Below are 21,445 nucleotides of genomic sequence, written 5' to 3' on the forward strand. Positions count from 1 at the left end.
CGCAATAAACAGGCACGCTTAAAAATTGCGTAAGATCAACTTAACGCAAATTAACAGCATAAAATCTGTGCAGAAGAGTGCATTAAATAGAAAAATGTGATTTATTTCACATTTTATATTATTGGTGTGAATGTAGTGGTCTTGCTGCGCTGAGAGGACAACATGGCAAAGAAAAACGTTCGCAGCCTGGGAGGCAAACTTGCCCTGTGGGTCTTTTATGCCTTTTGCGGCTACTTCCTCTGGGCGATGGCGCGCTATGTGTGGGTCGTCAGTAAAGTCAGTTCGGTATCCGGTTCGATGATTCAATGCGATCCCGGCTCAACAGCCGGCAAGTGGCTGGGAGGCCTGTGCGGCTTTCTGGTGCTGAGTGTTGTGGGGGCGATCCTCGGTAGCATTGCCTGGTATACCCGGCCGCGTGAAATGTCAGATCGGTAAAGAATTGCTATTGTACAGCTTTTCACTTTATGGAAAGTGCTATGGAACTCGTGCAGTGGCAGCAACGTTTTGAAAACTGGCTGACGGCGCATCACGCCAGCGATGATACTGCCCATGATATCTCCCATTTCCGTCGTGTCTGGAACACCGCAAAACGCCTCATGGCAGACCAGCCGGTCGATGCGCTGACGATCCTGGCCGCCTGTTATTTTCACGATATTGTCAGCCTGCCGAAAAATCATCCGCAGCGAGGCCGCTCGTCGCAGTTGGCAGCGGACAAAACGATCGCCATTCTGCGTGAAGACTTTGCCGATTTTCCTGCCGCGCATTACGCCGCCGTTCACCATGCTATCGAAGCGCACAGCTTCAGTGCCGGCATTGCGCCGCACACGCTGGAAGCGAAAATCGTGAAGGATGCTGACAGGCTGGAAGCCCTGGGTGCGATTGGCCTGGCACGTGTGTTTGCCGTCTCTGGCGCGCTGGGTGTGCCTCTCTTCGACCCGGAAGATCCCTTTGCCGATGAGCGCGAGCTGAACGACCGCGCCTTTGCGCTTGACCATTTTCAGACCAAATTGCTGCGCCTGCCGCAGACGATGCAAACCGCCGCCGGGCGTGCGCTGGCGCGCCAGAGCGCTGACTTTTTAATTCAGTTTATGGCCCGGCTGAGTGCCGAACTACGCGGTGATTACGAAGGCACCGACGGTGCGGTGTTACAGCGTTTCCGGGAAAGTCTGTAAAGTCTTTCTGTGTTACTCTCTGTTAACCCCTTTTGGCCCGGTTAAATGTATGCAGGAAAATGTATCAGTGATGGAGTCCGCGCTTTTGCTGGCAGAAAAATCAACGGCGTCAGTTCAGGCGTTATTGTGCCAGCTGCTGGAAATTTACGATGCCAGAACGCTGGCACATCTGCTGAATGCTCAGGGCGAGAGTCACTGGAGCCCGGCAATCATTAAACGGCTGGTGACCAGTGAGCGGGCAGGGCGGCGTCTCAGCGACGGCGAATATAGCGTATTGCGAAACCTGCTGCCTCGTCCGCCAGCCTGTCATCCTCACTATGCTTTCCGCTTTGTCGATCTCTTCGCCGGTATCGGCGGTATTCGCCACGGCTTTGAGGCGATTGGCGGTCAGTGCGTGTTTACCAGCGAATGGAACAAACACGCGGTGCGTACCTATAAAGCCAACTGGTATTGCGATCCTGACACGCATCAGTTCAACGAAGATATTCGTGAAGTGACGCTTAGCAACCAGAGCGGTGTGACGGACGAAGAGGCGGCGCAGCACATTCGTGACAACATTCCCGCCCATGACGTGCTGCTCGCGGGCTTCCCGTGCCAGCCGTTTTCTCTGGCGGGGGTGTCGAAAAAGAACGCGCTGGGCCGTGCACACGGTTTTGCCTGTGATACCCAGGGAACGCTCTTCTTCGATGTGGCGCGCATTATCGATGCCCGGCGCCCGGCAATTTTCGTCCTCGAAAATGTCAAAAACCTGAAGAGCCACGACGGGGGCAAAACGTTCCGCATCATCATGCAGACCCTGGATGAGCTGGGGTATGACGTGGCAGATGCCGCTGACAGCGGTCCGGACGATCCTAAGATCGTTGACGGTAAACATTTTCTGCCGCAGCACCGCGAGCGCATAGTGCTGGTGGGCTTTCGTCGCGATCTCAACCTGCGCGGTAATTTTACGCTGCGGGATCTCCCGGGGCTGTGGCCGACCCGCCGCCCGACCATTGCCGATCTGCTTGAGCCCGTGGTGGACGCCAAATTCATTCTCACCCCGGTGCTGTGGAAGTACCTGTATCGTTATGCCAAAAAGCATCAGGCGAAGGGCAACGGTTTTGGTTTTGGGATGGTCGATCCCACTAACCCGCACAGCGTCGCCCGCACGCTGTCGGCACGCTATTACAAAGATGGCGCCGAGATCCTGATTGACCGTGGCTGGGATAAAGCCCTTGGCGAGCGCGATTTCGATGATGCTGAAAACCAGCGCCACCGTCCGCGCCGTTTGACGCCGCGGGAGTGCGCGCGACTGATGGGATTTGAAACCCCGCAGGGCTACGGCTTCCGCATTCCGGTATCGGATACCCAGGCCTATCGCCAGTTTGGTAATTCGGTGGTCGTGCCAGCTTTTGCAGCCGTCGCCCGGTTGCTGGAGCCGCGCATTTTGCAGGCAGTTGAGAAACGCAAGGCTGAGGCCGCGAATGGCGGACGTTCACAATAAGGCCACCCGCAGTAAAAATATGCGCGCCATCGGCACGCGGGATACGGCTATCGAAAAACGGCTGGCCGGCCTGCTTACGGAGGTCGGTTTTGAGTTTCGCGTGCAGGATGCCGCCCTTGCCGGACGGCCTGATTTTGTCATCGACAGCCATACGTGTGTGATCTTTACCCACGGCTGTTTCTGGCATCGTCACGACTGCTATCTGTTTAAAGTCCCGGCGACCCGCACCGATTTCTGGCTGGACAAAATTGGTAAAAACGTCGTGCGCGACGCGCGGGATATCACCCTGTTGCAGGAGCAGGGCTGGCGGGTCCTGGTGGTGTGGGAGTGCGCGCTGCGCGGCAGAATGAAGCTCGATGACAGGGCGCTCACGGAGCGGCTGGAAGAGTGGATCTGCAGCGGCGGTAACACCGCGCAGATCGACACGCAGGGCATTCGCCCGCTTACGGTTTCTCCGCCTGACACGAGGTAACCACCGGTTTTGCTGGCAGCAGGTACTTGCCGAGCGTCACCAGCACCACCGCCATAATAATAATCCCCAGCGCCAGCCACTCTATCGCCGAGAGCGATTCCCCGCCAAGACCCGTACCCAACAGGACGGCTACTACCGGATTCACATAGGCATAGCTGGTGGCGACCGCCGGTGAGACATTGCGGATCAGGAACATATAGGCGTTAATGGCGATCACCGAGCCGAAAATCGCCAGATAGCCCACCGCCAGCCACCCTGAGAGGTCGGGCAGGGCGGTCATTTTCTCCCCCGACAGCAGGGATGCCGCCAGCAGCACGATCCCGGCGGTAACCATCTCAATGGCACCGGCCATCATCCCGGAGGGCAGTTCAATACGCGAGCCGTAGACCGAACCAAACGCCCAGCTCATCGAGCCAATCAGGATCAACACCGCTCCCCAGGGATTGCCGCTGAGATTACCACCGCTGTTGAGCAGAATAATGCCCGCCATCCCGATGGCGATCCCCAGCCACTCCAGCTTGCGCGTTTTGATGCCAAAAAGACGGCTGAAGCAGAGGGTGAACAGCGGAACGGTGGCCACCACCACCGCGGCGATACCGGACGGCACATTCTGATGCTCGGCGACGGTGACAAAGCCATTACCCACCGCCAGCAGCAGGACGCCAATCAGGGCGGCATTGAACAACGGACGCAGCGGCGGCAGTTTATGGCCGCGCAGGAGAAGAAACGCCAGCAGCAGCGCCCCCGCAGAGAGGAAACGCACCCCCGCCATCAACAGGGGCGGCCAGCTTTCCACCCCAATGCGGATGACAAAATAGGTGGAGCCCCAGATGATATAGAGCGCAAACAGGGCGCCCGCTAATGGTAAGACTTGCCTGAAACGCATACTCCCTCACGGCGTATTAAAAAGGTGGCATATAGTTAACGTGAAAACTATCACGCTGGCGAGTCCTTTAATTGTGTCGATGATGTGAAGAATTTGTTGACATATACGGGGTGGTTTCGAGGTTGGCGGTTTTACTCCATACTGTTGTGGTAATTAACAAAAAGAAGGAACCTTATTTTGGCGGGAAGTAGCTTATTAACACTGCTGGATGATATCGCCACGCTGCTGGACGATATTTCACTGATGGGAAAACTGGCGGCGAAAAAGACCGCAGGCGTGCTGGGTGACGATTTGTCGCTAAACGCCCAGCAGGTGACGGGCGTGCGAGCCAACCGGGAGCTGCCCGTGGTCTGGGCCGTGGCGAAGGGATCGTTACTCAATAAAGTGATCCTCGTGCCGCTGGCGCTGCTGATCAGCGCCTTTATCCCGTGGGCCATTACGCCGCTGCTGATGATCGGCGGGGCGTTTCTCTGTTTTGAAGGGGCAGAGAAAATCCTTCACTCTATCGAATCGCGTAAAGATAAGGAGAAGGAGTCCCCGGCCGCGCGGCAGCAACGCCTGGAAGCGCTGGCTGCAAAGGATCCCGTTGCGTTTGAGCGCGATAAGGTTAAGGGGGCTATTCGCACTGACTTTATTCTGTCGGCGGAAATTGTCGCCATCACCCTGGGTATCGTGGCGGATGCGCCGCTGCTGAATCAGGTGCTGGTGCTCTCCGGGATCGCCGTTCTGGTGACAATCGGGGTTTACGGTCTGGTAGGGCTTATCGTCAAACTGGACGATATCGGCTACTGGCTGAACGAAAAGGGCAATGCGCTGGCGAAGACGACCGGCAAAGCGCTGCTGGTGATAGCGCCCTGGCTGATGAAGTCATTGTCGGTGATTGGCACCCTAGCGATGTTCCTGGTCGGCGGCGGGATTGTGGTGCACGGTATTGCGCCGCTACATCATGCCATTGAACACTTCGCTGAGGCGCAAGGGGCTGTTATCGCAGCCATTTTGCCGACGTTACTCAATCTGGTTCTCGGCTTTATCATTGGCCTCATCGTCGTCGGAGTGGTAAAAGTTGTGGAAAAAATGCGAGGTCGCTCGCATTAATAAATTGCAGCTATACCAGGCGTAACTGCTATTCCTCGTCTAAATTGATACAGTTTCACACTGATAAAGGAGGCGGTTATGGTCTTTCTGGTCAGCGATGAAGTTAAGCCTAAAAATGGCGGTCCAAGTATGGTCGTCACCGGCTATGCAAGCGGAATGGTAGAGTGTCGCTGGTACGACGGTTACGGCATCAAGCAGGAAGCGTTTCGTGAAGATGAGCTTCAGCATGGTGATGGCACCCGGCGACAGGACAAGGCTTAAGTCACGCTACGCCCGGCACTGCCGGGCGTTTTTGTAGGTTATAATCGCGCCAACAGCAGTAACATAGCAAAATCAGTCAGGCTTTGACGTCATACGGATGGCAAAGGTGGCTTTCGCGGAGTGTGTGTGAAGCACGACATCGTTTCAGGAAAAGAGGCTTTTACGGCACAACATCGCTTTCATCCGGGCCGGGTTGTTAACATCTGCTTTATTGTCGTCCTCATCTTCTCCACGCTGTTGACCTGGCGTGAAGCCGTGGTGCTGGAGGATGCGTACGCCGCCAGCCAGAAAAACCATCTGGAGACGGTGGCAAATTCACTGGATCGTCAGCTTGAGTTCAGCGTGGAAAAGCTGCTGTTCTTTCGCAACGGCATGGACGATGCTCTGGAAGCCCCTCTCGCCTCGACGCTGCTGCGTAATTCCGTCGCCCATTTTAAAGATCTGCAGGAACAAACGTTCTGGCAGCTAACCTTCGACGCGCGGCGCACCTTACCCATAAACGGCGTGTCTGATGCCTTTGTGGAGCAAACCACCAGCCTGAGACGCGACGAGGAGCGGCTCGCAAAGGAGTTGAGCGCCACCTTTGAAATGGGCTATTTGCTGCGTATTAATTCTCCAGCGGCACACGCGAAGCGCGTGGTCTATGTCTCCCGCGCCGGGTTTTACGTCTCGACCGATCCCGCCGACTGGGCCGCGGATGTGGTATCCCGCTACTATCAGCTGGTGACCAGCCCCTGGTACACTGGACAATCGGAGCGTGAGAACCGGACCCGCAGCGTGCGCTGGTTTACCCATGATGCGGACGAACGCACCGTTACCGTCAGCGTGCCGGTCGATTATCAACATTACTGGTACGGCGCGCTGGCGTTAGATTTTACCCTCCCCGGGCTGAATAAACTGCTGCAGGATGCGGTAGACGGCAACGGTGAAGGAGAGTTCCAGCTCTATGATAAAGGCTTTAACCTGCTTGCCACGTCGGAGAGTGTTGCTGACAACGTGAACCATTTCGACGAGCGCGAGCGGGCGCAAATTGCCGCTGCTCTGGAAAAGGATACCGAAGGGGATATCCGTCTGGGGAGCCGCTACGTCAACTGGCATCATCTGGATCATTTTAATGGTCTTGTGCTGCGCATCCACACCCTGAGAGAAGGGGCGAATGGCGATTTCGGCAGCATTACTATCGCGCTGGCGCTGCTGTGGCTGCTCTTCACCGCCATGCTGGTTGGCTCGTGGTTTGTCATCCGCCGGATGGTCAGCAATATGTACCGCCTGCAACACTCGCTGCAGTGGCAGGCCTGGCACGATCCGCTGACCCGCATAAATAACCGTGGCGCGCTCTTTGAGCGGGCTAAAGCGCTGGCGAAGCGGTGTGAACAGCAAAAGCAGCCTTACTCGATAATGCAGATGGACCTTGACCATTTCAAACGGATTAACGACAGATTTGGTCACCAGGCGGGGGATAAAGTGCTGACGCATACGGCCGGATTGATCACCCGTACGATACGGGAGTCAGACGTTGCCGGGCGGATCGGGGGAGAAGAGTTCTGCGTTGTGCTACCGGACACCGGGCCGGAGCAGGCGATGGCGATTGCCGAGCGGATCCGCGAGCGCATCAATCACCGGGAGATCCTGGTGAAAAAGAGCCAGACGACGCGGATCAGCGTGTCGATTGGTGTCAGCAGCGCGCAGGAAAACGGTCATTACGATTTTGAACAGCTGCAGTCCATCGCCGACGCCCGGCTTTACCAGGCGAAGCAGCGAGGACGCAATCAGGTCGTGGGTCAGGATGAGAAGAAGTGATCCAGCGCTTCACGCCAGCCTGCAGGGCCAGGCTGGTGAGTATGGTAGACCCGTGCCGGGTCGTCGTTTTTGAGCGTGATACCCTGGCGATTAATGCCTTTAACTACCACCGCAAAATCGACGCTATCCAGCAGCGGAGCGTCGTTTGGCCCGTCACCCAGGCCGAGGGTAGTGGGAAGCGCGCCTTCGCGATCCAGGTACTGCTCGTTGAGCCAGTTAATCGCCTGATCTTTGCCGCCGCGCTCATCCAGGACGTGCCAGAACCGCGCGCCCTGAACAAATTTCAGCCCCAGCCCGGCCAGCGCCTCCTCAAACGCGACCATTCTCTCATCGCTGTCGCGCCAGATGAGCGTTACCGAGGCTTCATGCAGTTTCGCCAGCCCCGCGCGCGCATTATTAAGCCCGGTCCATTCGCCAATGACCCGCTCGTCCACGTCATCAAAAGTGGTGAATTTATAACCTTCCCGGGTGCGGAGCTGATTGAGGATGTTAACGATATCAGCATGGGAAGCGCCATTAATTAACCGTGGGGCGTTGGGATGGTCATCCCAGCGAACATCCAGCTGGATCACCGCGCCGTTTTCGGCAATAAAGGGCAGCCCCTCCAGCCCCAGATCGCTCTGGATCTCCAGCATCTCCGCCGCGGTTTTGCTGCTGCAAAGAATCACCGGGATCTGATGGTCCTGTAAGATCTCCAGCCAGCCAAGTGCGGGCTGCCAGTCATAGGTGTGAATGTCCAGCAATGTGCCGTCCAGATCGCTGTAGATGAGCAACGGGTCATCAAGTGAAGGCATAGCATCTCCCGTAACAGATAAAGGTCCATGATAGGATTTTTCTTAAAAGACAGACCTGTAAAACGATGTTCTTATGGAACCGATCCCGCGTACCCCGCGGCCCACGCCAGTTGGGGAACCATAACCAATATTTTAATTTCATCTGGCGACTATAAATGTGAAGAATATTTCCTTGTCTTGCAAAAAATTTGCAGATAATGTTTACCCGACATCAGATTTCCTGGTGTAACGAATTTACAAGTGCTTCTTGCATACGCAAGCTTCATCCCGGTCACCCCATGACCGGGATTTTTTTCGCCTCAGCGATTCACTTCTGTGACGCTGAAATCATGGATATCCAGCTCAAAGGCCTCCGCCAGTTCGCGCCAGGTGTGGTAATCCCGGTCGTTCACTCTCACCCTTGTGGGGTCATCCTCTATGCGCTGTACTTCGCTCTCGCTGATTTCATTGATCGCGGCGAGCAAGGCATCCACATCAACATTCACTTCCCGTTTAGCCGTTTCGCTGTACTCTTTTTCGGTCTTCATTGCGTACTCCTCGTTTACCCTTTACAGCTTTAAGTATAGACCGCCGATAAAAGCGGCAAACGCGCAGCAGCACGCTGCCAGTTTTCACGTTTTGTTCTACACTGGCTCAAAACCAGAGGAGGATTTTATGAACGTCAACGATCGGGTTACAGTCAAAACCGACGGCGGGCCGCGTCGCCCGGGGGTGGTACTGGCAGTTGAGCAGTTTAATGAAGGCACGATGTATCTGGTCTCGCTGGAAGACTACCCGCTCGGGATCTGGTTCTTTAATGAATACGGCCACCCTGACGGCATTTTCGTTGAGAGCGTGGAGTAACATGCGTGTCGGCTGGTGTGAGCTGGCGCGGCCGAAATGAAAAATCTCTGGCATAGCCAGAGATCGGATTGCGTAGCAAAAAAGGGAAGGGGTTAACGCAGATTAACGTAAATTCCGTTGGTCACATTGTCGGTCAGACGAACGACATGATAGATCACTTGCTTATTATGCGTTTTTATCTTCCTTTTAATATTTCCTTTATGTGACGATACGGTTTTCGCCTTGATATTCATCTGGTCTGAAATCTGGATCGTTCCTTGTCCGGCCATCCACATTCGTAGCATGCTGGATTCAGTTCGGCTTAATGATAAAGTGGGAAAATTAAACTCGGCTACACTCTTTATCTCTTTGTTTAAATAATCCCCGATCAGTTCATCCAGCGATTCCGGTTTAATAGATTTCGAACTAATCAGAAGATTCTGACGCACCCGCAAATATTCATCGAAATGGATATTGGCTATAGCCATAAAAACAATAAACAGGGTGCCGGGATGCTGATTAATGATCTGCTTTATTTGCTGACTGTTGGCGGGATCGTGAATGAAACAGTCCTCATTAATAAACACCACACCTGGCGTAAAGGTGTCACATGCGGCGGCAAGCTCGTCTACCGTATGTACGTCGTTGATCTCTTTTTTCTTTACTCCTCTGCTGGCCAGATACCCGGTTAACCCTAGCCGGGTGTAACTGCATAAATCCATAATGATCGTTGACATGGCATACCCTCACTCAATGCATAACGATAATTAACCACCTGCCTGAGAGCTCTATAACAGCCAAACGGGATGGAAAAATAAATTACCTGTGAGCATTACATGGACTTTCAGGCAAACTCACTATCCCGTAAAGTTACGTATAATTTGCCAGGAAACATCTTAAAGTAAAGTAAATGTTGAATAATGTGAGGAGTATAAAAGCATTAAACCCGCTCCAGATATATCCTGGCAGATGTTTCTCGTTTTCTTTTTTAGGAATATCCTCAGAAAGACAATATAAAAAACAGGGGTTATTACTTCACAGAAAGTTCGCGCACAATATTGGCCAGCAGATTAAATATTTCACTGAATAAATGTTCGCAGAATGGCGCAATAAGCGGCATTAAGAGGCCGATAAGCAGAAGGCCAATGGTAAGGGTGATTGGGAAACCAATGACAAACACCGACAACTGCGGCGCCATACGGTTGAGTAAACCCAACGCCAGGTTAACGATCAGGAGCAGGGTAATCAGCGGCAGCGCCAGCATCAGCCCGTTGAGGAAAATCAGCCCGGCCGCGCGGGTCAGGGCCATAAAGGCGTTGCTGTTTACCGGCTCACCGCCAATCGGCAGGGTGTGGAAAGTATCCACCAGCATCGAAATCAGCCACAGATGCCCGTCAAAGGCCATAAACAGCAGCATCGCCAGCAGGTCGATGATTCGGGCGATGATCGGCATGTTCAGCCGGCTGCCCGGGTCAAAGAAGGTGGCGAAGGAGAGACCCATCTGCAGGCCAATCAGCTCCCCGGCGGTACGCACGGCAGCAAAGGCAAACTGCATCGTAAAGCCAATGGCAACGCCAATCAGGATCTGCTGGAGCGCGACCCACAGCGCTGGCGCGGAGAAAATCGGGACATTTACCGGCGGCAGCGTCGGGGCCACGATGATAGTGATAAGAATAGCCAGGCCAATCTTGACCCGCTTGGGGATCGCCCGCTCGCTCAGGATCGGCGCGGTGGAGATCAGCGCCAGAATGCGCAGGAGCGGCCAGAAGTAGAGGCCGAGCCACTCAAGCCATTGGATGCTGGTAACTTGCAGCATGTCTAGCCGATGATATAGGGCAGGTTGGTGAACAGATTGCGCATGTAATCCAGCAGCAGGTTCAGCATCCACGGCCCGGCGATAATGATCGCCACAAACACGGCGATGATTTTCGGGATAAACGACAGCGTCATCTCGTTAATCTGCGTGGCGGCCTGCAGGATACTGATAATCAGACCGGTGACCAGCGCCACCAGCAGCAGGGGAGCGGCAACGGAGATGGCGACTTTCATCGCTTCCGTGCCCATCATCATGACCGATTCTGGCGTCACCGGGCGCTCCTTAACTGTAGAAACTTTGTGCCAGCGACCCCACCAGCAGCTGCCAGCCGTCCACCAGGACAAAGAGCATCAGCTTGAAGGGCAGGGCGATGGTTGCAGGCGGCACCATCATCATCCCCAGCGCCATCAGGACGCTGGCGATCACCAGATCGATAATCAAAAACGGAATGAAGATCGTAAAACCAATCTGGAAGGCGGTTTTCAGCTCGCTGGTAACGTAAGCGGGCAGCAGAATGCGCATCGGCACCGCCTCCGGCCCCTGGATCGGCCCGGCGTTCGCCAGACGGGCAAACAGCGCCAGGTCGGCTTCGCGGGTCTGACGCAGCATAAATTCCCGCAGCGGTTGCGCCCCTTTTTCCAGCGCCTCCTGCATGGAGATCTTCTCTTCGCTGAATGGCTGATAGGCGTCGGTATAAATCTTGTCGATCACCGGCGACATAATGAAAAAGGTCAAAAACAGGGAGAGACCGAGCAGCACCTGGTTAGGCGGTGCGGAGGGGGTACCCAGGGCGTTTCGCAGCAGACCGAAGACGATGATGATGCGGGTGAAGCTGGTCATCATCAGCAGAATCGCCGGGATAAAGGTCAGCGAGGTGATAAACACCAGCGTCTGAACCGGCAGAGACCAGCTCTGACCGCCATTGGCCATTGGCGTGGAGATCAGGCCTGGCAGCTGGGCATACACGGTGGGAGCGAACAGGCCAACACCGGCAAGCGTAAGGGATAACAAACGGCGCATCACGATCTCCCGGAACGCTTAAGCAAACTCTTCATCACGGACTGAAAATCCTGTGGAACCTCTGTGCGACTCTCCTCAGAGACCGGCGCAGGCGGCAATTTATGCAGAATATTAATATTCGAGGCGGTCACACCCAGCACCAGGCGGGCGTCTTCCACTTCTACGATCACCACGCGCTCACGCGGGCCCAGCGAGGTGCTGGCAGCCAGCTTCAGCCCGCGGGCACCGGCGGTTTTGCCCGCCAGTCCCACGCGTTTAGCCAGCCAGGCGGCAACGAGAATAAAGGCAATAATACCCAGCAGCGCGCCGCTGACCTGAAGCAGCGGCGAACCTGGTACCGCAGAGGGCTGAGAGACGACTGCCTGGGTCTTCATGCTTAACGGCTCAGACGACGCATACGTTCAGACGGGGTAATGATGTCGGTGATGCGCACGCCGTACTTATCGGCGACAACCACAACTTCACCCTGGGCGATCAGGTAGCCGTTGATCAGAATATCCAGCGGCTCACCGGCCAGACCATCCAGCGCCACCACGGAACCTTGCGTCAGGCGCAGCAGCTCTTTGATGGTCATGCGGGTACGGCCCAGCTCCACGGTCAGCTTGACCGGGATATCCATAATCAGATCGATATCCTGCAGCGTACCGCTGACGTCGCCGCCGCCCAGCTGCTGGAATACCGAGTCGGCAACGCTTTTGCTGGCCGGTGCTTTTTGTTCGTTTAACGCCTCAGCCCACAGATCGTCCAGTGCTCCGGTGTTGTCATCGGACGGATTGTTCATATCACTCATTTGGGCTGTTCCTCATTCAGAGAATTCAAAATCGGGTTGATCAGGTGCTCAACGCGTAACGCGTACTGATTATTCACGGTGCCATACTGGCTGGTCAGCACGGGCACGCCATCCACATGCGCAATGATGCGGTCGGGTTTTTCTATCGGCAGAACATCGCCGGGTTTTAATTTTAAGATCTGCGACAAACGCAGCGGCACATCGGCAAAATTAGCCACCAGTTCTAACTGGGAGTGCTGAACCTGGCGCACCAGGTTCTCACGCCAGTTCTGATCTTCATGGCGGGAGTTTTCCAGCGGCGGGTTCACCAGCACTTCGCGCAGCGGCTCAATCATGCTGAACGGCAGGCAGATGTTGAATTCACCGGTCAGGTTGCCGATCTCCACGTGGAACGGGGTGTTAACCACAATGTCGTTTGGCGAAGTGGTGATGTTGGTGAACTTCACCTGCATCTCGGAACGCACATACTCCACGTCCAGCGGGTGGATCGCCTTCCATGCGTCGCTATAGCCTTCAAGGGCCAGCTTCAGCATGCGGTTGATGACGCGCTGTTCGGTGTGGGTGAACTCACGGCCTTCCACTTTCGTCGGGAACCGTCCGTCGCCGCCGAAGAGGTTATCCACGGCGATAAACACCAGGCTTGGCGAGAAGACGAACAGACCCGTGCCGCGCAGCGGTTTCAGATGGATCAGGTTGAGGTTCGTCGGCACCGGCAGGTTACGGGCGAACTCATGATACGGCTGAATGCGGATCGCGCCGACGGTGATATCCGGGCTACGGCGCAGCAGGTTAAAGAGCCCCATACGGAACTGACGGGCAAAACGTTCGTTGATGATCTCCAGCGCCTGCAGACGCTCGCGCACCACGCGACGCTGGGTATTGGGATCGTAGGGGCGAATATCACTTTCGCCCGCCAGGCCCGCTTTTGGTTCGTCGGCTTTATCGCTGTCGCCGTTGAGCAGCGCATCGATTTCCGCCTGAGAAAGAATACTGTCGCCCATGTCTTTACCGCAGAATGAAAGCTGTATACAGAACGTCGGTGACTTCCTGCTTAGGTTGACCGCTGATCAGAGGTGCGGCCAGCGTTTGCTTAATGGCTTCCACCAGCTTCTGCTTACCTTCATCGGTAGAGAGCTGGGTGGCATCCTGACGAGAAAACAGCAGCAGCAGACGGCTGCGTACTTCCGGCAGGTATTCACTCAGACGCGCGCGCGTGGCTTCGTCTTTCAGACGCAGCGTAATGCCCACGTAAAAGACGTGATCGGCGTCGCCCAGGTTAACGGTGAAGGTATCCAGCGCGAAAAAGACAGGTGCCGCCGGTGGTGGTGGCTCCACTTTGGCTTCGGCTGAAGGGGCTTTATTCATACGCCAGTAGCTGTAACCTGCGGTGGCGCAGGCGGCGAGCGTAATTAACACCAACAGCGGGATCCAGATGGAACGCTTACTTTTTTTGGTGATGGCGGAGTCAGTCATCTGTTGCGTGCTTCCTGTTTCGGGACTGCTAATGTAGTGATTATCCCGTGTCCTGTCGCCGTCAAAGGGTCGAAAAGACGGGGATAATCACGCTACCTCTGGCGTTTAGGTTTAGGCGAAGATATCGACGGCACTGTTTCCACGTGCTGCAGACTGCAGGGAGGCCGGTGCTGCCAGCAGCTCATCGCTCTCTTCATCAAATCCGCCAGCATTGCCGGCGCGGGATGCCTGCTGCTGATGCTGAGAAGAGGATTGCTGTTGGCCGTTAAAGTTTTCACTGCTGATGCTGCTTTGCGTAAGCTGAATACCGTTTTCCGCCAGCTGAGTACGCAGCACCGGCAGCGCCGCTTCCAGCGCCGCGCGAACGTGGCTATGGCCAGACACCATCTGCAGCTGCGCCTGGTTATCATCCAGCTTAAGCGTGATTTGCACCTGGCCCAGATCTTCCGGGTGCAGACGCAGCTCGGCGCTCTGCTGACCCTGACGGGTGAACAGCGTGATGTGCTGGCTGATAGTCTGCTGCCATTCATTGCTACCCAACTGGGCGCTGACCACCGGTGCGGCGGCCATCGACGGCTGAGCAGAGGTAAGATTGCTGACAATCGGCCCCATCGTGGCGGTTGGCCCGGTCGGGGATGGCGTGCTCTCTGCGCCCTGTTTGGTCGTTGCCGCGGCGACGGCTGGCGTCAGTTGGGTGTCAGAAGCTAAAGCCGCACCTTTATCCTGAGCCACGGTTTTCGCGGTGCGCAGCGCATCGGTATCCAGCGCTGGCTGATGACCACGATCGCCGTTCAGCGTCGCCTTCACATCCAGACTCCCGGCGCTCACTGACTGAGGGGTAGCCGCGGTTGCGGTCTGCTGGTGGGGCAGCATCGCCATTAAGGCGCTTAATCCCGCCAGCTCTTCCTCGCTGAGCTCCGTTTTGCTGTCAGCCTCTTTAGCGGCCTGGGTCAGCGATTTCAGCACCTCGCTTTTGGCGACCGGCAGCAGGCCGTGCGCCAGCCCCGGCTGGCTGGCATCTTCATCGGATAGCGTCAGATCCTGACGCGCCAGCAGCTCGGCAAGCTTGCCGGCATCGGCGTCAACGTCGCTATCAGCGGCGCCGGTTTGCAGCGCCGCTTTGGCGAACTTGCCGCCCGATGTCTGGAGATCGTTCAGCGTCAGGCCGACATCTTTGCCCTGACCTTTGGCATCGCTTAACGCGCCCGCCAGCAGGGCAAGAAAATCCTGCGCGCCGTCGGCCGCTTTTCCGCCCCGCGTGCCAGCCGTAAGATCGCTGTCGCTCGAAAGCAGTTGTTGAAGGGTGATCATTCCTGGGTCCTCATTGTTGCCCGCTGGGCAAATTCATCCATTTTTTTCTGATCGAGACGGCTTTCCGCCAGGGTTGCGGCGGCAATCTGGCGATCCTGCAGTGTCTGCCAGGCCTGTAAACGCTGTTTTTTCTCTCGCCAGGCTGTCAGCGCAAGGTCGACTTTATTGCTCCACTGAACCACCTGCTGGCGATGCTGTTCGATCGCTTTCTCCAGGGTCTGGATGAACTGTTGATAGTTGATCCAGCGCTGGCTGCCGATGCCCTGTGTCATATCGGTATTGAGGTTGGTGCGATACTCATGCTGGTAGTCAATCAACATCTTCAGCTGCTCTTCCGCCTGTTGTTGTCCGCGACGCATCACCCCAAGGTGCTGCGCGGCATTATCAACGTCTTTCTCGGCCAGATCTTTCAGCGTGGTTAATGCGCCGTGTTGTGCCATGACATTCGCCCTCTACCCTGTTACACCTGCGGGAAGATCATCTCCAGAGCCTGGATTGAGCTTTCCCAGTCGGCCTTCTCAAAAATACCCTGCTGCAGATACGCCTCCAGATGCGGCCACAGGGCGATCGCCTTGTCGAGCATCGGATCGCTGCCTTTGGCATACGCCCCCACGCTGACCAGATCGCGGTTGCGCTGGAAGCTGGAGAGCAGCTGTTTGAAGTTACGCACCCGGGCGTAATGCTTCTCGGTAATCAGTGCCGTCATCGCACGGCTGATGGAGGCTTCGATATCAATGGCCGGATAGTGGCCCGCCTCAGCCAGACGGCGCGACAGGACGATATGGCCGTCGAGGATCGCACGCGCCGAGTCGGCAATCGGGTCCTGCTGGTCGTCGCCTTCGGTCAGCACCGTGTAAAAAGCGGTAATGGAGCCCCCGCCATTGATGCCGTTCCCGGCGCGCTCAACCAGCGCCGGGAGTTTGGCAAACACCGAAGGCGGGTAGCCTTTGGTGGCCGGTGGCTCGCCAATCGCCAGGGCGATCTCACGCTGGGCCATCGCATAACGGGTCAGGGAATCCATGATCAGCAGCACGTGCTGACCGCGGTCGCGAAAATCTTCGGCGATACGGGTGGCATAGGCGGCCCCCTGCATACGCAGCAGGGGAGAGACGTCTGCCGGGGCGGCAATCACCACCGAGCGGGCACGCCCCTCCGCACCGAGGATGTTCTCGATAAAATCTTTAACTTCACGGCCACGCTCGCCAATCAGCCCCACCACGATAACGTCGGCCTGGGTGTAGCGGGCCATCATGCCGAGCAGCACCGATTTCCCCACGCCGGAGCCAGCAAAGAGGCCCATACGCTGGCCGCGACCGACGGTCAGCAGGGCATTGATCGGGCGAACGCCGGTATCCAGCACGTGCTCGATCGGCGTGCGTTGTAAGGGGTTGAAAGGCGGCGTGACCAGCGCCCCGGTTTCGGTGGTATCGGGGGCGGGCAGGCCATCCAGCGGCTTTCCGGCGCCGTCCAGCACCCGTCCGAGCAGCGCCGGGCCGAGCGGCAGTTGCTTGCCGCTGTGCAGTCCGTCGCTGGAGAAATTTTTGGCATAGACCCGCGCGCCGGGCAGCACGCCTTCGACCTCTTCCAGCGGCATTAAGAACAGACGCTGGCCGTTAAAGCCGACCACTTCACTCTCGACTTCGTGGATCTCGTTGCCGTCTTGCCGTTCGATAATGCAGGTGGCCCCCAGCGGCAGTTGCAGACCCGTCGCCTCCAGTACCAGACCGGTGGCGCGGGTTAAGCGGCCATAACGACGAACGGGGGGCAGCTGCGCCATCTTCGCTTCAAAGTTGTCGAGGGTGGTGAGCCAGCGGGTGAGGCGAGCGGTCATCAGATGACTCCCGGTGCCGCCAGGCGGCACAGTTCCTGCCAGCGGGTTGCCACGCTGGCATCCAGATCCCCTTCATCGGCAGAGACTTTGCAGCCGCCGTGATGCAGGGTCGGATCGCCGCGCAGACGCCAGCCGTGCAGGCTCAGGGTCGCGCCGAGCATCTCTTCCACGCGCTGCAGATCGTCCGGGTGAACGCGCAGCTGCGGTTTGCCGCTGAACAAGGGCTCCTGCTGCAGCAGACTCTGGATCTGTTTGATCAGCGATGAATTATCCACCGGCGGGGTGTGGCCGATGACCTGGCGTGCCGCCTCGAGCGCCATCTGCATCAGGCGCGAAGCGATAACGCTGTCCAGCGCGTCCAGCGTATTCTGGAACTCGCTCACCAGCTGTTGCATCCGGGCATGGATCGGCGCCTGCTGGGCACGCGCCTGCTCTAAACCCTGGGCCAGCCCCTGAGCCAGACCTTCCTGATAGCCCTGCTCCTGGCCCTTCTGCCGACCTTCGTTCAGACCGGCCGCGTAGCCTTGATCGTGCGCCTGCATCTGGATCTGTGCCAGCTGCTGCGCGCGCTGCTCCTCTTCGCTCAGCTCTGGCTCGTCCTCCTCCTCACCCAGCCCGGCAGGGTCGACGGTCGCAGGGACAAATTCCGCGCGGGGAGGGGAGAGGTCGTCCGGGGTCCAGACCTTCCACGGCAGTTCATCAGACATAGGTATCCTCGCCGCTGCCTACGACCATCTCGCCGGTTTCTGCCAGACGACGCACAATAAGCAGGATCGCTTTCTGTTCGTTTTCCACCTGAGACAGACGCACCGGACCACGGTTGGCAAGGTCGTCGCGCAGGATATCCGCCGCACGCTGGGACATGTTGCGCAGGAACTTCTCGCGCAGCGGCTGTTCGGCGCCTTTGAGGGCGATAAGCAGCGATTCGGAGTCCACTTCCTGCAGCAGGCGCTGGATACTGCGGTCGTCCACGTCGACCAGGTTTTCGAACAGGAACATCTCGTCGATAATTTTTTGCGCCAGCTCGCCGTCGAATTCGCGCACTGCGGTAATAACCGCCTCTTCCTGCTGCGTTTTCATCAGGTTGATAATTTCGGCCGCCGTTCTCACGCCGCCCATTTTGCTGCGCTTGAGGTTCTGGCCGTCGAGCAGGCCATTCAGCACCTCGGTCAGTTCCGCCAGTGCTGCCGGCTGGACGCCGCCGAAGGTGGCGATACGCAGCATCACATCGTGACGCAGGCGCTCGTCGAACAGCGCCAGAATATCCGCCGCCTGACCACGCTTGAGGTGGACCAGGATGGTGGCGATGATCTGCGGATGCTCGTCGCGAATAAGATCGGCTGCGGTCTGCGGCTCCATAAAGTTGAGCGTTTCGATGCCGCTGGCGGTATCGCGGGTCTCGAGAATATCTTCCAGCAGGCTAGCGGCACGCTCTTCGCCGAGGGCTTTGACCAGCACCGAGCGCAGGTATTCGTTGGCATTGACGTTGAGCGCCGCAAACTGTTCCGCTTCCTGCTCAAACTCCGCAAGCACGTCGGTCAGCTGTTTGTTGGAGATCTGACGCACGTTGGCCATTGCCGCACTGAGAACCTGCACTTCGCGCTGGGAGAGGTGTTTGAACACCTCTGCCGCCCGGTCCTCGCCAATGGTCATCAGCAGGATGACGCTTTTATCCTTTCCGGTAAGGTTACTCATTTTCGTTACTCATCCACTGGCGAATGACCAGCGCCACGACGCGCGGATCGTTATCTGACATTTCGCGAATACGCTGGCTCATTACTTCAGCGCCCATGCGCTGGTTAGCACGGCGCTGCTGCAGCTGTTCATCTTTGCTGAGACGGACTTCCACCGCTTCTTCTGTTTCCTGACGCAGCGTGGTCTGCTCCTTCAGCGCTTTCGCCTCTTCGGCGCGGCGTACCAGCTGCGGACGTACCGCTTTACGCCACAGCAGCCAGGCGACAATCACCACCAGCAGCCAGCGACCGGCATCCATCATCTGCGCGATAAAGGACTGAGTTTTCCAGAACGGCAGCTCACCGCTGTTATCGTCAACCGCGCTGAACGGCGAGTTCACCACGTTGAGGGTATCGCCACGCTTCTCTGAGTAACCCATCGCTTCACGGGTCAGGTTTTCGATCTGTTTCATCTGCTCGGCGGTCAGCGGCAGCGGCTTACCGTCCGGCAGGGTTTTGTAGTTGACGACCACCGCCACGGAGAGGCGCTGCACATCACCGGTGTTCATTTTGGTGTGGCGAATAGTGCGATCGACTTCGTAGTTAGTGGTTTCGTTGCGGCTGCTGGTGCGCGGGCCGGAATTGGCCGCAGCCGTCGTTTGCTGCTGATTCGCCTGCTGACCGTTCTGCTGATTCTGCGCTGGCGCATTAATCGGCGCCGTGTTGGCCGGGGCAGGTTGGTTAGAGAGCGCACCCGGTACGCCGCCCGGGAAGGGGCCGCCCACCTGCAAGTTTTCGTTTACCTGACGCGAACGCATCACCGCCTGGGCGGCATCGCCGTTCGGACGATACTGCTCCTCGGTCTGCTCTTTATCGGAGAAATCGATCTGCGCGGTAACCTGGGCATGAACGTTGGTTGTCCCAACAATCGGCCCGAGAATGGCTTCGATGCGGCTCTGAATGCGATTTTCCACATCAGTGGCATATTTCAGCTGCGCGTCATTGAGGTCGCGATCGCCGGTATTGGATTTGGTTAACAGGCGACCCGTCTGGTCCACCAGGGTCACATTACCCGGCGGTAAACCCGCCACGGCGCTGGAGACCAGATGTACCACCGCGCTGATCTGCCCTTCGTCCAGCGCGCGGCCAGGCTGCAGATTAACGGTGACGGATGCCGAAGGGGCTTTTTGCTCCCGGACAAACAGGGTCGGTTTCGGCATGGCCAGGTGAACACGGGCGCTTTTCAGCGGACCCAGCGTTTCGATGGTACGGGCCAGTTCGCCTTCCAGTGCGCGCTGATAGTTCACCTGCTCGCTGAACTGGCTGATGCCAAATTTTTCCTGATCCAGCAGTTCAAAGCCTACTGCCCCGCCTTTCGGCAGACCTTGCTGGGCAAGACGTAAGCGGAGTTCATGAACTTTATCGGCGGGGACTTCCAGCGCGCCGCCGTTATCCGCGAAGCGGTAAGGGACGTTCATCTGGGTGAGCTGGGTGACGATAGCGCCGCCATCCTGATCGGAAAGGTTGCTGAAAAGCGTGCGGTAGTCTGGTTGTTTGGCCCATAAGACCATAGCGACAACAATCGCGATGGCGGCAGCGCCTGCCACGATCAACGGCACTTTAGGGTTCGCGCGCAAGCGGCTCATCCATTCGAGAGATTTAGTTTGAGGGCTTGTTGTTGCTGACGCACTCATAGCGCACCTCGCGACTCATCGTGGATTTCATTATTAGTGTGGAGAAACAAAACAGACTCCCGGGTCGGCAAACACACAAAAAATTCCATAATCATGGCTGTGCCATTATTTGTTGAAACGGGAATTTCTATGCGTCAAATAACCTGGTTTTTTAACGCTATTTAGCGCCTTTATCTCATTGACAGACTGCTACTCTTGAGCGCGTAGAAAACCATCAGGGGAAAGTCATGGCAATACAGGGCATTGAAAGCGTCATCAGCCAACTGCAGGCAACGGCGATGTCTGCGCGTAATCAGAACGTGGCTGATGTGCAGTCGACGGTCAGCTTCGCGGGCCAGCTGCATGCGGCGCTGGACCGGATCAGCGACACGCAAACTGCGGCGCGCGTGCAGGGCGAAAAATTCACCCTCGGCGTACCGGGCATTGGTCTGAATGATGTGATGGCCGATATGCAAAAAGCATCGGTATCGATGCAGATGGGCATTCAGGTGCGTAATAAGTTGATGCAGGCGTACCAGGACGTCATGTCTATGCAGGTTTAGTCCTTCTGGTGCTGGCGACGCGACGGCTTTAATGCCACACTATTTTTTTCGACATAGACGGAATCATGATGAAAAAAATAGCAATTATAGCGGGGCTGCTGGCCTTAACCGGCTGTGTGCAGGTCGACAGATATCAGGACGTGATCAAACATCCTGTCCCGGCTGAACTGGCGGGTTACTGGCAGTCGAAAGGGCCGCAGAGCAGCATGGTCAGCCCGGAAGCGATCGCGACGCTGGTCGTGACACAAGAGGGGGATACCCTCGATTGCCGGCAGTGGCAGCGCGTGGTGGCCGTGCCGGGGAAAATCATGCTGCGTTCTGACGATTATTACAACGTCACCCGCAAGCTGGATATCTACCCGCTGGAGCGGGAAGGCTCCGCCATTGAGTACGATGGCATGATCCTGCAGCGCGTCGACAAACCTACCGTCGAGTGTGCAAATTACCTGAGTAAAAATCCGCTTGAGAGCAAGCTGCCTTAAGGGATTTGCAGGCCGGGCAGGGGCAACG

Annotated in this window: 26 protein-coding genes and 1 pseudogene; 10 read left to right on the forward strand and 17 right to left on the reverse strand. The window is 56.9% G+C overall.

Going from position 1 to position 21,445, the window contains the following annotated elements:
- Positions 1-162: 162 nt before the first annotated feature.
- Genes drpB through C3406_RS12945 form a run of 4 tightly spaced genes read left to right on the forward strand, consistent with a single transcriptional unit; the run spans position 163 to position 3,127 of the window.
- Positions 163-435: a cell division protein DrpB gene (gene drpB / locus C3406_RS12930; protein WP_103822463.1), complete on the forward strand. Its 273-nt coding sequence runs from the start codon at positions 163-165 to the stop codon at positions 433-435.
- 41 nt (positions 436-476) lie between these two features.
- The gene (locus tag C3406_RS12935; RefSeq protein WP_103822462.1) at positions 477-1,172 is read left to right on the forward strand and encodes a phosphohydrolase; all 696 of its coding nucleotides are present in this window, start codon (positions 477-479) and stop codon (positions 1,170-1,172) included.
- A 49-nt stretch (positions 1,173-1,221) separates the two neighbouring features.
- On the forward strand, positions 1,222-2,655 hold the full coding sequence (locus C3406_RS12940; RefSeq protein ID WP_199182710.1) for a DNA cytosine methyltransferase: 1,434 nt from the start codon (positions 1,222-1,224) through the stop codon (positions 2,653-2,655).
- On the forward strand, positions 2,636-3,127 hold the full coding sequence (locus C3406_RS12945; protein WP_103822461.1) for a very short patch repair endonuclease: 492 nt from the start codon (positions 2,636-2,638) through the stop codon (positions 3,125-3,127). The genes C3406_RS12940 and C3406_RS12945 overlap by 20 nt, the downstream gene beginning before the upstream one ends.
- Here the strand turns inward: C3406_RS12945 and yedA are convergent.
- Positions 3,099-4,013, reverse strand: coding sequence for a drug/metabolite exporter YedA (gene yedA, locus C3406_RS12950; protein WP_103822460.1), 915 nt, complete (start codon positions 4,011-4,013; stop codon positions 3,099-3,101). The genes C3406_RS12945 and yedA overlap by 29 nt on opposite strands.
- A 177-nt stretch (positions 4,014-4,190) precedes the next feature.
- On the opposite strand from yedA, the gene C3406_RS12955 reads away from it, so the two are divergent.
- The 3 genes from C3406_RS12955 to dgcQ all read left to right on the forward strand — a co-directional run bounded on the left by C3406_RS12955 (position 4,191) and on the right by dgcQ (position 7,169).
- Positions 4,191-5,108, forward strand: a complete 918-nt coding sequence (locus tag C3406_RS12955) for a DUF808 domain-containing protein (protein ID WP_103822459.1) — start codon at positions 4,191-4,193, stop codon at positions 5,106-5,108.
- A 78-nt stretch (positions 5,109-5,186) separates the two neighbouring features.
- A complete protein-coding gene (locus tag C3406_RS12960; protein WP_103822458.1) occupies positions 5,187-5,369 on the forward strand; it encodes a YodC family protein in 183 nt (60 codons plus the stop codon).
- A 126-nt stretch (positions 5,370-5,495) separates the two neighbouring features.
- Positions 5,496-7,169, forward strand: a complete 1,674-nt coding sequence (dgcQ, locus tag C3406_RS12965; protein WP_233210565.1) for a cellulose biosynthesis regulator diguanylate cyclase DgcQ — start codon at positions 5,496-5,498, stop codon at positions 7,167-7,169.
- On the opposite strand, the gene C3406_RS12970 is transcribed toward dgcQ, so the two are convergent.
- Both C3406_RS12970 and yodD read right to left on the reverse strand, forming a co-directional pair.
- Positions 7,151-7,963: a mannosyl-3-phosphoglycerate phosphatase-related protein gene (locus tag C3406_RS12970; protein WP_103822456.1), complete on the reverse strand. Its 813-nt coding sequence runs from the start codon at positions 7,961-7,963 to the stop codon at positions 7,151-7,153. The two genes, dgcQ and C3406_RS12970, sit on opposite strands and share 19 nt — an antisense overlap.
- 299 nt (positions 7,964-8,262) lie before the next feature.
- Positions 8,263-8,490, reverse strand: coding sequence for a YodD family peroxide/acid resistance protein (gene yodD, locus C3406_RS12975; protein WP_103822455.1), 228 nt, complete (start codon positions 8,488-8,490; stop codon positions 8,263-8,265).
- A gap of 127 nt (positions 8,491-8,617) precedes the next feature.
- Here yodD and dsrB point away from each other — a divergent pair, with 127 nt between their 5' ends.
- Complete coding sequence (gene dsrB / locus C3406_RS26285; RefSeq protein ID WP_197080098.1) at positions 8,618-8,806, forward strand: protein DsrB; 189 nt, start codon at positions 8,618-8,620, stop codon at positions 8,804-8,806.
- Between the two features lie 92 nt (positions 8,807-8,898).
- Here dsrB and rcsA read toward each other — a convergent pair whose 3' ends face one another.
- The 14 genes and pseudogenes from rcsA to fliF form a co-directional block, all read right to left on the reverse strand.
- Positions 8,899-9,522, reverse strand: coding sequence for a transcriptional regulator RcsA (gene rcsA / locus C3406_RS12985; protein ID WP_103822454.1), 624 nt, complete (start codon positions 9,520-9,522; stop codon positions 8,899-8,901).
- A 286-nt stretch (positions 9,523-9,808) separates the two neighbouring features.
- A pseudogene (gene fliR, locus C3406_RS12990) lies at positions 9,809-10,601 on the reverse strand (flagellar biosynthetic protein FliR); the annotation flags it as partial.
- A gap of 2 nt (positions 10,602-10,603) precedes the next feature.
- The gene (fliQ, locus tag C3406_RS12995; RefSeq protein WP_032612271.1) at positions 10,604-10,873 is read right to left on the reverse strand and encodes a flagellar biosynthesis protein FliQ; all 270 of its coding nucleotides are present in this window, start codon (positions 10,871-10,873) and stop codon (positions 10,604-10,606) included.
- A gap of 10 nt (positions 10,874-10,883) precedes the next feature.
- Entirely contained in the window at positions 10,884-11,621 is a 738-nt protein-coding gene (gene fliP / locus C3406_RS13000) for a flagellar type III secretion system pore protein FliP (RefSeq protein WP_103822452.1), read from the reverse strand.
- Complete coding sequence (gene fliO / locus C3406_RS13005; RefSeq protein ID WP_103180151.1) at positions 11,621-11,995, reverse strand: flagellar biosynthetic protein FliO; 375 nt, start codon at positions 11,993-11,995, stop codon at positions 11,621-11,623. The genes fliP and fliO overlap by 1 nt, the downstream gene beginning before the upstream one ends.
- Before the next feature lie 2 nt (positions 11,996-11,997).
- A complete protein-coding gene (gene fliN / locus C3406_RS13010) occupies positions 11,998-12,411 on the reverse strand; it encodes a flagellar motor switch protein FliN (RefSeq protein ID WP_103180150.1) in 414 nt (137 codons plus the stop codon).
- Positions 12,408-13,412, reverse strand: coding sequence for a flagellar motor switch protein FliM (fliM, locus tag C3406_RS13015; RefSeq protein WP_103180149.1), 1,005 nt, complete (start codon positions 13,410-13,412; stop codon positions 12,408-12,410). Before fliM ends, fliN begins: the two co-directional genes overlap by 4 nt.
- 4 nt (positions 13,413-13,416) lie before the next feature.
- The gene (gene fliL, locus C3406_RS13020) at positions 13,417-13,884 is read right to left on the reverse strand and encodes a flagellar basal body-associated protein FliL (RefSeq protein WP_103180148.1); all 468 of its coding nucleotides are present in this window, start codon (positions 13,882-13,884) and stop codon (positions 13,417-13,419) included.
- Positions 13,885-13,995: 111 nt separating this feature from the next.
- Positions 13,996-15,195: a flagellar hook length control protein FliK gene (gene fliK, locus C3406_RS13025; protein WP_103822451.1), complete on the reverse strand. Its 1,200-nt coding sequence runs from the start codon at positions 15,193-15,195 to the stop codon at positions 13,996-13,998.
- On the reverse strand, positions 15,192-15,635 hold the full coding sequence (gene fliJ, locus C3406_RS13030; RefSeq protein WP_103822450.1) for a flagellar export protein FliJ: 444 nt from the start codon (positions 15,633-15,635) through the stop codon (positions 15,192-15,194). Before fliJ ends, fliK begins: the two co-directional genes overlap by 4 nt.
- 20 nt (positions 15,636-15,655) lie before the next feature.
- Complete coding sequence (gene fliI / locus C3406_RS13035) at positions 15,656-17,026, reverse strand: flagellar protein export ATPase FliI (protein WP_103822449.1); 1,371 nt, start codon at positions 17,024-17,026, stop codon at positions 15,656-15,658.
- Entirely contained in the window at positions 17,026-17,733 is a 708-nt protein-coding gene (fliH, locus tag C3406_RS13040) for a flagellar assembly protein FliH (protein ID WP_103822448.1), read from the reverse strand. Before fliH ends, fliI begins: the two co-directional genes overlap by 1 nt.
- On the reverse strand, positions 17,726-18,721 hold the full coding sequence (gene fliG, locus C3406_RS13045; RefSeq protein WP_103822447.1) for a flagellar motor switch protein FliG: 996 nt from the start codon (positions 18,719-18,721) through the stop codon (positions 17,726-17,728). The genes fliH and fliG overlap by 8 nt, the downstream gene beginning before the upstream one ends.
- Positions 18,714-20,393 (reverse strand): flagellar basal-body MS-ring/collar protein FliF, encoded by a 1,680-nt coding sequence (gene fliF, locus C3406_RS13050; protein WP_103822446.1) that lies wholly within the window; start codon positions 20,391-20,393, stop codon positions 18,714-18,716. Before fliF ends, fliG begins: the two co-directional genes overlap by 8 nt.
- Positions 20,394-20,620: 227 nt before the next feature.
- On the opposite strand from fliF, the gene fliE reads away from it, so the two are divergent.
- Positions 20,621-20,935 carry a flagellar hook-basal body complex protein FliE gene (gene fliE / locus C3406_RS13055; RefSeq protein WP_103822445.1) on the forward strand — a complete coding sequence of 105 codons (315 nt, stop codon included), beginning with the start codon at positions 20,621-20,623 and terminating at the stop codon, positions 20,933-20,935.
- A gap of 68 nt (positions 20,936-21,003) precedes the next feature.
- A complete protein-coding gene (gene yedD, locus C3406_RS13060; RefSeq protein WP_103822444.1) occupies positions 21,004-21,417 on the forward strand; it encodes a lipoprotein YedD in 414 nt (137 codons plus the stop codon).
- Positions 21,418-21,445: the final 28 nt, after the last annotated feature.

The sequence above is a fragment of the Leclercia sp. LSNIH8 genome (assembly GCF_002920195.1).
In the GTDB taxonomy this organism is placed as follows: Bacteria; Pseudomonadota; Gammaproteobacteria; order Enterobacterales; family Enterobacteriaceae; genus Enterobacter.